The 10084-nt window shown below is 66.6% G+C and carries 10 protein-coding genes and 1 pseudogene; 4 read left to right on the forward strand and 7 right to left on the reverse strand.

Annotation, left to right across the window (positions count from 1 at the left end; translation table 11 throughout):
• Positions 1–4 precede the first annotated feature (4 nt).
• The 4 genes and pseudogenes from ACZ54P_RS29970 to ACZ54P_RS29985 all read left to right on the forward strand — a co-directional run.
• Positions 5–580, forward strand: a pseudogene (locus ACZ54P_RS29970) (MBL fold metallo-hydrolase); the annotation flags it as partial.
• A gap of 367 nt (positions 581–947) precedes the next feature.
• Positions 948–2600 carry a glutamate--tRNA ligase gene (locus ACZ54P_RS29975; protein WP_465464934.1) on the forward strand — a complete coding sequence of 551 codons (1653 nt, stop codon included), beginning with the start codon at positions 948–950 and terminating at the stop codon, positions 2598–2600.
• Between the two features lie 218 nt (positions 2601–2818).
• Positions 2819–4282 carry a SulP family inorganic anion transporter gene (locus ACZ54P_RS29980; protein ID WP_465464935.1) on the forward strand — a complete coding sequence of 488 codons (1464 nt, stop codon included), beginning with the start codon at positions 2819–2821 and terminating at the stop codon, positions 4280–4282.
• A 58-nt stretch (positions 4283–4340) separates the two neighbouring features.
• Positions 4341–4565, forward strand: a complete 225-nt coding sequence (locus tag ACZ54P_RS29985) for a hypothetical protein (protein ID WP_465464936.1) — start codon at positions 4341–4343, stop codon at positions 4563–4565.
• Between the two features lie 30 nt (positions 4566–4595).
• Here ACZ54P_RS29985 and ACZ54P_RS29990 read toward each other — a convergent pair whose 3' ends face one another.
• The 7 genes from ACZ54P_RS29990 to ACZ54P_RS30020 all read right to left on the reverse strand — a co-directional run bounded on the left by ACZ54P_RS29990 (position 4596) and on the right by ACZ54P_RS30020 (position 9985).
• On the reverse strand, positions 4596–4829 hold the full coding sequence (locus ACZ54P_RS29990; protein WP_465464937.1) for a hypothetical protein: 234 nt from the start codon (positions 4827–4829) through the stop codon (positions 4596–4598).
• A gap of 211 nt (positions 4830–5040) precedes the next feature.
• The gene (locus ACZ54P_RS29995; protein ID WP_465464938.1) at positions 5041–5337 is read right to left on the reverse strand and encodes a hypothetical protein; all 297 of its coding nucleotides are present in this window, start codon (positions 5335–5337) and stop codon (positions 5041–5043) included.
• Between the two features lie 112 nt (positions 5338–5449).
• Positions 5450–6115 carry an ABC transporter ATP-binding protein gene (locus ACZ54P_RS30000; RefSeq protein WP_465464939.1) on the reverse strand — a complete coding sequence of 222 codons (666 nt, stop codon included), beginning with the start codon at positions 6113–6115 and terminating at the stop codon, positions 5450–5452.
• Between the two features lie 17 nt (positions 6116–6132).
• Positions 6133–8082: a hypothetical protein gene (locus tag ACZ54P_RS30005; RefSeq protein ID WP_465464940.1), complete on the reverse strand. Its 1950-nt coding sequence runs from the start codon at positions 8080–8082 to the stop codon at positions 6133–6135.
• A gap of 86 nt (positions 8083–8168) precedes the next feature.
• Entirely contained in the window at positions 8169–8504 is a 336-nt protein-coding gene (locus tag ACZ54P_RS30010; protein WP_465464941.1) for a lactococcin 972 family bacteriocin, read from the reverse strand.
• 526 nt (positions 8505–9030) lie between these two features.
• On the reverse strand, positions 9031–9585 hold the full coding sequence (locus tag ACZ54P_RS30015; RefSeq protein WP_465465003.1) for a hypothetical protein: 555 nt from the start codon (positions 9583–9585) through the stop codon (positions 9031–9033).
• On the reverse strand, positions 9482–9985 hold the full coding sequence (locus ACZ54P_RS30020) for a TetR-like C-terminal domain-containing protein (protein ID WP_465464942.1): 504 nt from the start codon (positions 9983–9985) through the stop codon (positions 9482–9484). The genes ACZ54P_RS30015 and ACZ54P_RS30020 overlap by 104 nt, the downstream gene beginning before the upstream one ends.
• Between the last annotated feature and the right edge of the window lie 99 nt (positions 9986–10084).

The raw sequence follows: 10084 nt of genomic DNA on the forward strand, positions 1-10084 counted from the left end.
GCCCGGGAGGATCGGCGGTGCGCACTCGGTGCTCGTCGTCGACACCGGACTGGGGCCGCGCGACGCCGAGAAAGTGCTCGCCTTCGCGGCCGAACACGCCCGCGGCCGCCGCCTGTACCTGACCACGAGGCATTTCCACCCCGAGCACGCGTTCGGCGCGCAGGTCTTCGCGGACCACGCGACCTACCTCGTCACCAGCGCGCAAGCGGCGGATCCGGTCCACAAGGACCGGGTCGATCTGGTCGCCCCGGACGTCGTCCACGCCGAGGCCCACGAACTCGACCTCGGCGGACGGGTCGTGCGGCTGGCGGCCACCGGAAGCGCCCACAGCAAGGGTGATCAGGTGGTGACCGTGCCCGACGCGGGTGTGCTGTTCACCGGGATCCGGTCGAGACGGGCCAGTTCGCGATCTTCCCCTGATTCCCGCCGTACGACACCGATGTCTCGGGACATGATCGAACGCCATCCGGAATGGGAAGGCCGGGACTGGATCTCGAAGGGTGTCGGCTGCCTCTGCGCGGAGCACTCAGGCCATGAGGCAGCAAGCGCCGGTGAAGCAGCCGAAAGCCCCTCCGCTTGACGAATTCTTCGAGTTGTCGAAGTGATCGATCACGAGGTCCACTTCGGTCTGGCCCAGCGCGGAGACGTCGACCCCCGAGTCGGCGAAGAAGCGGCGGATATCGTCGGAAACGGTGTTCTGCATTGGAAATCTCCCTCTGAACCTGCGGTGTTCGGTACCGAAATCGTGCAGGTTCGGACCCGTCCGCCGACAGTGCGAAGCAGCATGCAGGACGTGTGGCTTTCGTCTGCTCCACTCGTTCGAATCGGGGTGCGCAAGTGGAGCATCCGTCATCGGGACCACCCCCGCCGGCGCAGGAGGCCGGACGGCTAGTCTCTTCGATGGCGAAAACCGCCATGCACCACGACGCCGGGAGATCTGAACCGCCATGCTGGACCGAGCAGTCATCGACGCCCTCTTCCCCGCCGACCTGCCCGAACCCGAGCACTGGGAACAGCGTTACCCCGCCCGTGATCTCCCCGAGGGCGCACTGGTCACCCGCTTCGGCCCGTCGCCGACCGGGTTCGTCCACATCGGCGGCATCTACGTCGCCACCATCGACCAGGACGTCGCCCGCCGCAGCGGCGGCCGCTACCTGGTCCGGGTCGAGGACACCGACCGGTCCCGCGAGGTCGAGGGCGCGATCGACCAGTTCGAGCGCGGCTTCGGGTACTTCGATCTCGCCGCCGACGAGGACATCCACCGCGGCGGCGACTACGGCCCGTACCAGCAGTCCGAGCGCGAGCAGGTCTACCTCACCTACGTCCGCCACCTGCTCCGCCTCGGCCGCGCGTACCTCGACTTCGCCACCAAGGACGAACTCGCGGCGATCACCGCGCGGCAGCAGGCGACGAAGCTGCCGACCGGCTACTACGGCTCGTGGGCCATCTGGCGCGACGCCGACCCCGCCGACGTCCAGGCCAAACTGGACGCGGGCACCCCGTATGTCGTGCGGTTCCGCGCACCGGACGACACCGGTGCCCGCGCCCGGTTCACCGACGCCATCCGCGGCCCGCTCGAGGCCGAAGCGAACCGCAACGACGTCGTCATCCTGAAGAGCTCCGACCAGAGCCCCCGGCTGCCGACCTACCACTTCGCGCACGCCGTCGACGACCACCTCATGCGCGTCAACCTGGTCATCCGCGGTGACGAGTGGATCTCCTCGGTGCCAGTGCACCAGCAGCTGTTCGACGCGCTCGCCTTCGAGCCGATCACCTACGCGCATATCGCGCCGCTGATGAAGCAGGAGGGCGGCAGCAAGCGCAAGCTGTCCAAGCGCAAGGACCCGGAAGCGAGCGTCGACTTCTACATCGAGTCCGGCTACCCCGCCAAGGCCGTCCTCTACTACCTGCGCGGCCTCGCCAACGGCCGTCTTGCCGAAATGCCGCTCGACCAGGCCCTGGGCGAGCCGATCAACCTCGACGAATGCGGTGTCGCCGGCCCGCTGGTCGACCTGGTCAAACTCGACGACATCTCGGCGGATCACATCGCCACGCTCTCCGGCGCCGAGATCCTCGAAGAGGTCCGCGCCTGGGCGGAGCGGTTCGACCCGGCGCTGCGGACCGTCCTCGACGCCGAGCCCGAACTCGCGCTCCGGGCGCTCGCCGTGGAACGCGACGGCGCCGAGAACCCGCGCAAGGACCTGAAGAAGTGGAGCGAATTCCGCGCGGTCTACGGCTTCTTCTTCCCGCAGCTGCACGCCGCCGTCACCGGACCCGACGACGAGCGGATCGCCGCGCTCGGCGTCGACCGTGAGGTCGTCCAGGCCGTCGCGCGCGACTTCGTCGGCAACTACCAGCAGCTCGACGACGGCCAGGAGTGGTTCCAGCAGATCCGCGAAGTGGCCGCGAAGCACGGCTTCGCGAAGAACGCCAAGGAGTTCAAGAAGAACCCCGAGGCCTTCCCGGGCTCCATTCGCGAGGCTTCGCAGATCATCCGGATCGCGATCACCGGTTCGACCCGGAGCCCGGACTTGCACTCGATCACGCAGGCGCTGGGCCGCGAGGAGACGCTGAGCCGGTTCGCCGGTCTCGTCGGCTAGGAATGCCGTGGGAGCTCGAGGTCGTGAGCGCCGATGAGGATTATTGAGCGCGGTTCGCGAGGGAACTCCCGATCGTGACTCGGACCTCACCGGTGGGGAGCCGATCCTCGGCGTCGTCGATGGCGGCCCTAGCCTGAAGATCCGGTCGCAGTCTCGGCCCCAGTCCGATCATGTCAGGTTGCCGCGTGCCCTCATCGTCTTCGCCATCGTTGTCCCGAATGCGGCCGGCCAGGCCTTCCTGGCTTTCGCCGAAGGTCGCTCGCACCGAGATCCTGGCCGGTCTCGTGGTGGCGCTGGCGCTGATCCCGGAGGCGATCTCGTTCTCGATCATCGCCGGGGTCGACCCGAGCATCGGACTGTTCGCGTCGTTCACGATGGCCGTGGTGATCTCGGTCGTCGGCGGCAGGCCGGCGATGATCTCCGCGGCCACCGGCGCGATCGCGCTCGTCGTCGCCCCGATCGCCCGCGAACACGGCCTCGGTCATCTGATCGCCACGGTGATCCTCGGCGGGCTGTTCCAGATCGCCCTCGGCTCCCTCGGGGTGGCCAAGCTGATGCGGTTCGTCCCGCGCAGCGTCATGATCGGCTTCGTCAACGCGCTGGCCATCCTGATCTTCCTGGCGCAGGTGCCCGAACTCATCGACGTGCCGTGGCCGGTCTACCCGCTGTTCGCCGCCGGCCTGGTGCTGATGGTGGTGTTCCCCCGCTTCACCAAGGTGATCCCGGCTCCCCTGGTCTCGATCGTCGTGTTGACCGCGCTGACCATCGGCGCCGGGATCGCGGTTCCCACGGTGGGTGAGAAGGGCGCCCTGCCGTCCTCACTGCCGACGCCAGGCCTGCCGGAAGTGCCGTTCACCCTGGGCACGCTCGCCCTCCTCGCGCCGTACGCGCTCGCCTTCGCACTGGTCGGGCTCATGGAATCGTTGATGACCGCGAAGCTGGTCGACGACATCACCGACACCCGGTCGAACAAGACCCGCGAGGCGATCGGCCAGGGTGTCGCCAACGTCGTCACCGGCTTCTTCGGTGGGATGGGCGGCTGCGCGATGATCGGCCAGACGATGATCAACGTGAAGACCGCGGGCGCTCGCACGCGGCTCTCCACGTTCCTGGCCGGCTCCTTCCTCATGGTCCTCTGCGTCGTTTTCGGGCCGCTGGTCTCCCGGATTCCGATGGCGGCGCTCGTCGCGGTAATGGTGCTCGTCGCCTTCGGCACCTTCGACTGGCACTCGATCGCCCCAGCGACGCTGAAACGCCTGCCCGCGGGCGAGATCATCGTCATGGTCGTGACCGTGGCGGTCGTGGTGGCCACCGACAACCTCGCCATCGGTGTCGTCGTCGGCTCGATCGTCGCCATGATCATTTTCGCGCGTCGCGTCGCGCGTCAGGTCGAGGTCACGGCGGTCGTCGATCCGGACGGCTCCCAGGTCGTCTACGCGGTCACCGGCGGGTTGTTCTTCGCCTCCAGTAACGACCTGGCCCACCGGTTCGACTACGGAGGCGACCCGGATTCCGTCGTCATCGACCTCACCGGCGCCCGCATCTGGGACGCCTCCACCGTCGCCGTACTCGACACCGTCACCGCCAAGTACCGGGCGCGGGGCAAGACCGTCGAGATCACCGGCCTCGACAAGCACAGCGCCACCCTGCACGGCAAACTCTCCGGAGAACTGGCCGGTTGAAACGCGCGAGCACCGACAGACGACTTACCCATTACGCAAGTAGGGAAAGTTGTGGTCAATGAGCGCTGATCGCGTTGTTCAACTGTGCTGGGAGTTCCGGCGGGTGGCCGCAGACGGCCGAGCGACGCTGTCGTACCCCGGGATCTCGGTGGTCCGCCGACGGCACGGCGAAATCGTCGACCGGACCTGGCTACCGGTCGGGGAAGAACCCACCTTCGCCGACGACGAAGCCTTGATCGCGGTCCTGCACGCCGCGTGGCGCTGGAGCAGGAACGCCGCGTAAACCGTCTACTTCGGACGGTCTACGACCGGTTCACTCCTCGCCTGACTTGTACCGCCGTCGAAGCTCTTCCTCCTGCTCACGCGGCGACTTGTCGACCCAGCGGCCGTGGACCAGGTCGTTCTCCGTGTAGTCCGCACGCCGCGATGCCCAGCTCGGCAGCATGATCTTGCGGGTCCCGCCTCGCCCACGATCGCGCAGATCGGTGACCACGGCGATGCCGATCACCACTACAAGTACGCCAAGCAGGACCCAGATCACGACCATGTCCGCTCCCCCGCAGATCAGTCAAGTCCCGCAAGAATAGCGTGACCGCACCCCCGCCACGTAGGTCTTTTCCGCGGCATTCGGAGGAATCTCGCTCCGGTGAGCGCCCGCGTTCGGGAGGGATGAGCGATGATTCGACGGGCCGTCGAGCCCGAATATGACAATCCCCGGCATCCGCGGGAAACTCACGGATACCGGGGATCGGGGGCGATCAGCCCCGGGCGTTCGGATTGATCGCGTCGCCCGCCAGTCCGGTGGCGGCGTCGCCGAACGCACCGGTGGAGTCGACGACGCCCTGACCGGCCGCGGTGGCCGAATCGACGGCGCCCTGTCCCGCGGCGGTGGCGTTCTCGGCGAGACCCTGGCCGGTCTCGGTCAGCCCCTCGCCGGACTGGGTGACCTGGTCGGCGGCGCCGGAAAGGTCGACTCCGGTCAGCTCGCTGACCTTGTCCCCCGCACCGCCCAGCAGTTCGGCGGCCTTCTCCTTCAGCGAGTCGAACAGGCTCATCGTGGGGTACTCCTCGGATCGGTCGAGCAAGGGGCGGCTGAAAGTTCACCGTACAGGACAAAACGGGCACTGTGTGCGACGGTCACCCGGTGGGGCCCCACTGCGAAGATCCTCAGCGGCGAGAAGCCCGGACGCCCTTGTCCGCACGCAGCGAATAGCGGACGTCGCACGCGCTCATCATCTCGTCGTCGTGAGTCGCCACGACGACGACGCAGCCACGCCTGGCCAGATCGGCGAGAAGGTGGATGACCAACGTTCGATTGGTCTCGTCGAGCGACGCCGTCGGCTCGTCGACGAAGACGGCCTGGGCGTCCTTGTAGAGTGCCCTGGCGATCGAGAGACGCTGTTTCTCGCCGCCGCTGAGATGCGCGGCCTGTTCCTCGTCCCGGCCGGTCAGCCCGGTCAGTTCGAGTACGGCCTTCATCTTCCGCTGGTCCCCGATCACTCGTGAGCCGAAGACGCCGGCCTTCATCACCACGTTGAAAGCGACGGACTCCTCCTCCATCACGCCGTAGTCCTGGAGGACGAAGGCCCCGGAATCCTTCCAGAACCTTCGCCGGGCCCGCGCGTTCCAGCCGCCGGTGCCGGTGCCGTCCACCAGGACCTGGCCAGAGGTCGGCCGCTGCAACAGACCCAGGCAGTGCAACAAGGTCGTCTTGCCGCAGCCGCTGGGTCCGACGAGCGCGGTCATGGTCCCCGGACCGCAGGTGAGCGAGGCGTCGTGGACGATTTCCCGGCCGTCGATGACGACGGAAACGGCGTCGGCTCGTATTTCCATGATGGAGGTCTTCCCGTCTAGAGAGTGCGTCGCCGGACATTGGCGAAGGTCCAGCGAGTGGCCAGGAGATGCGTGACCGGTGAGGCGACGAGGCAGAGAACCGCCGCCGCCGTCGCGAGCAGCGCGCCATCGCCGCCGCGGAGCAGGATGATCATCACGGCCAGCGCGGCGCCCACGAGCCATTCCGGGGCGACGCGCCCGGCGAGGATTTCGGACCAGCGCTGCCCAGCGAGCCGGAGCGGGAAGTCCCGCCGGGCGTGCAGTACCGCCGCGATGAACGCCGCGATGAGCGAGGAAACGACCAGCGCCACCAGAAGTGCCACCAAGGAAACCCCTTCGAGCCAAGCGAAATACGCGGTGAACTGGGCGAGCAGAATCCCTTCCTCCGCGGCGTACTGCACGTTGATCTTGTACTGCAGGCCGTGCTGGGCCAGCAGGCCCTGAGTGGGGCCGAGTCCGGTGAATACCAGATTCCGAGTGGACGCGATGGAGGCGAGGAAGTCGTCGTCGAACGTGGCGTGCACATCCGGGGCGACGACGACGATCGCGTCCGCCGGGAACACCAGTTCGCCGCTTCCGGCCAGGGCCAGCGGAAGCTGTTCCGGCTGTGCGAAGTGGTAGAACGAGAACTCGCCGAGCACCGCGGCCGCGGACTCCCCGCCGCGCTTCCACAGATCCAGGTTTTCCACCAGGAACTTCTGTGTGCTGTCCGGGATCCGCTCCGGAGGGAGCGGCGCCAGTGGGGCATTTCCGTTGCCCAGCATCAGGTTCAGCCAGCCCTGGTTGACCAGCGCCAGATGGCCGGACGGCCCCAGGTCGACGCCTTCCACGGCCTCCCCGTTCCAGGCGTAGGAAAGCGCGACGTCACCGCGCTGTTCCGCGTCGCGAACCACGTCACCCACTTTCCCCTTGATCTCCTGGAACCCGCTTTCACCCATCGCCGCCTGGAAGGACAGAGCGACCTGATCCGCCAAGGACTTCCAATGGGATTGCTGGAGAGCGGTGTTCCTGGCATTCGCGTAGGCGGTGTACGCCGGGGAAACCGCGGCCAGCACCAGAACGAAGGTGAGTGCCTTGAGCACCACCGAAACCCCGCGCAGGGATTTGACCGCGGGATCGCGGTTGGCCAGCATCGCGGGCCCTGGCCAGGACGCGACCGACATCACCAGCGCGCACAGCATCGTCACGACGATCACGATCGCGTCGAACATCAGCAGGATCGAGAGGTAGAGCGGCGCGAATACCCACCCTTGCGTGAAACCGATGACGACGACGGCGGCCGCGTCGACGGCGACAGCCGCCAGGACCATCGCGAACAAGAAGCCCCTCAGGTCCTCGTACTGGATCCGCCAGGCCGAAACGCCGGCGAGCGCACGGAGCGCCCTGCCCCTGGCCTTGACCGAAAGCCAGTACAGCACCAGCGACGCCATCAGCGCGATGGCGGCCAGCAGGCTCATCAGGAAGCTGCCCTGTCGCGCCACCGATTCCAGTGTCGTACCGAGATCGTTGTCGTTCCACTTGGCGATCACCTGACGCGTCGCCAGCCACTCCCGGAACTCGGGAAGCCGGTCGGCAGAACCGGTGACGAGGTATTGACCGCTCGCGTACGAGTGTTCGAGGGCCGCGTTGCTTCTGATTTCGGCGTCCTTCTCGCCCCCGAACCGTGTTATCCGCTCCGGGAATTCGCCCGCGGCGCCGACCTTCACGAAGACCTGGCCGGACTGATCACCGCCGAGATCCGGCGCGACCTTGAGGAGACCGACCCCCAGGCGGTCGCTCAGGCGGCCCAGTTCACCGATCGCCTCCGCGTCCGACAGGCCGGAATTGACGAAGTCCAGCTCGACGACGGACTTGGTCCCGAGTTGCTGCGGATAGGTCCGGTCGTGCAGGTTCGCCATCAGGGTCACCGCGACCGCCAGCAAGGCGAACAGCATCGCCGAAACCGCGACCACTACTTTTCTGTGCAACGGCTTTCCTTCGATCGTTCGACCGGGCGGCGATCCCCGCCGTATCCGGCCGGCGCGCGACCGGCCGGATACGGCGGGGATTCAGATCAGCAGGTGCGGTAGTAGTACGCGTCGTCGGCACCAGGGGTGTTGACGGCGTACTTCTCCGCTCTGGATGGCTCGCCGGCCCGCGTGTCGGCGCTGCGCGACAGACTCCCGTTGAGCTTGACGGACGACCCGTGACACTTGTTCACGGTGTAGTACGAGCGGACCTTGACGTTCCAGAAGCCGTACTGCCACGTCCCTCCGCTCGACGGATACTGCGTGGTCGGGCCAGGGTGCAGCCAGGCCATCGCGGGCGGCGCCGCCACCCCGACACCGACGAATCCGAACGAGGCGATGATGGCCGCGGCCACGCCCTTTCTGATTCTCTTCGTCTCCACTTTCGCTTCCATTGTCGAACACGCTCCCCATCAGGTTGAGAATACACCGACTACTAGCATGCGATCGCCGATATTCCAGATCCGGAAGAACAGAGAACACGAAAGAGTAAATGCGATTCTCGACCACCACTCGTAGTCGACTCTTGAAACCCCAGAACCCCCACCGTGTCACCCCATCGTGTCTCAGACCGTACGAGCACCCGCATGATCGAAACAACCCGGCGCCAGGTAACAAAAGGATAAAGCCCGCCGGATACGGTTTCCGGTCGACAATTTCGGACTAGTTGAAAAATAACCTATTTCCCGGAATTTTCGATCAAGCAGAGGTCGCATGAATATGCGAGTTCGATCGCCGACGCCGCGTCGATACGCACTTTCACGACCAGGCGACTACGGTATTCGCAGATTCCCCGACATCGTCCGATTACGCTAAGGATGACACTTAGCGATTCATTAGCGGGGACGGATAGAATCAGGCTCCGCACGCGCGAGGCCGGCCGCGTACGGATCGTCGGCGCGCCGACACTCAGAGGCAGGGCGGGGTGTAGCGGTCGACGCGCAGTCCGCGGAAGTCGAGTTCGTTCGCGGTCTTGCCGACGAAGACCAGGCCGCGCGCCTCGGTCAGCGCGGACGCGAACGAGTAAGACGGCTTGCCGAGTTCCGGCAGTGTCGTCCACGCGCGGGGAGCGAAGCTGAAGAACCTCTTCACAAGTTTCCCGCCGGTCGACGGCACCTTCGTGAGCCACTTGTCGCCGCCGCTCCAGTGCGAGGCCGGGCGCAACTGCACGTAGAGGTCGTCGGTCGCGCTGTAGGTCATCCAGAAACCGGCGGATTTCGAAAGATCGACCTGCGCCTCGAACCGGTTCCCCAGCCAGACGACGATCACGTGCCACTCGGCGTTGAGGAAGGTCACCTTGGCCGCGTATCCGCCGCGTTCGCGGACGAGCAGGCTGCCGGTCGGCGGAACCGTCGTACCCTCACCGGACGCGAGCCACTGCTGCAACCGGTCGATCGACGGGGTCGCGCATTCGCAGCCGTGCCGCGGCGGCTGCCCGCCGGAGGCGTTCGCCGTCGCTCCCAGGCCGGTGAGCGAGACCAGCAGCACGGACGCGGCGACCGCGAGCGTCCTGCTGAAGGGAATCCTGGAGCCTCCGCGCATTCTCGGAAGTTAGCACAGTGGTCACCGAAACCGCCGCACACTGGGAAAGGCTGCCCCGATGAGCGGGACAAGTCCACTGTAGACGGTCACCTGGTCGGCTCGCGAGCAGGTCGTCCAGTTGCGCGGCGAAGTGCCCGGCGAGTTCGAGTGACAGGGCACCGTGGATTCGCGTCCAGAACGTCACGGCGCGCCGGAGCGCCGAGGATGGCACCGGACGGTCGCCCGCCCATGTCGTGGTGGAGTTGACGGGAACGGGCAGCGGCTGACCGTGAAGGACTCCTTCCCCGGTACATGATGGCCCCCTTCCTTGCGCCTGGCGCAAGGAAGGGGGCCATCATGTACCGGGGAAGAGGGCGGCGGCGGTGGCCGTTCGGTACAGGTGGTCGTGAGTGGCGATTCGGGTTAGAACCCGAATCGCCAC

The organism is Amycolatopsis sp. NPDC034160 (genome assembly GCF_055575355.1).

Excerpts from the sequence above, each read along its gene's own strand:
- ACZ54P_RS29975 (WP_465464934.1), top strand. The coding sequence starts at position 948 with ATGCTGGACCGAGCAGTCATCGACGCCCTCTTCCCCGCCGACCTGCCC.
- ACZ54P_RS29990 (WP_465464937.1), bottom strand. The coding sequence starts at position 4,829 with ATGGTCGTGATCTGGGTCCTGCTTGGCGTACTTGTAGTGGTGATCGGC.
- ACZ54P_RS29995 (WP_465464938.1), bottom strand. The coding sequence starts at position 5,337 with ATGAGCCTGTTCGACTCGCTGAAGGAGAAGGCCGCCGAACTGCTGGGC.
- ACZ54P_RS30000 (WP_465464939.1), bottom strand. The coding sequence starts at position 6,115 with ATGGAAATACGAGCCGACGCCGTTTCCGTCGTCATCGACGGCCGGGAA.
- ACZ54P_RS29985 (WP_465464936.1), top strand. The coding sequence starts at position 4,341 with ATGAGCGCTGATCGCGTTGTTCAACTGTGCTGGGAGTTCCGGCGGGTG.
- ACZ54P_RS29980 (WP_465464935.1), top strand. The coding sequence starts at position 2,819 with ATGCGGCCGGCCAGGCCTTCCTGGCTTTCGCCGAAGGTCGCTCGCACC.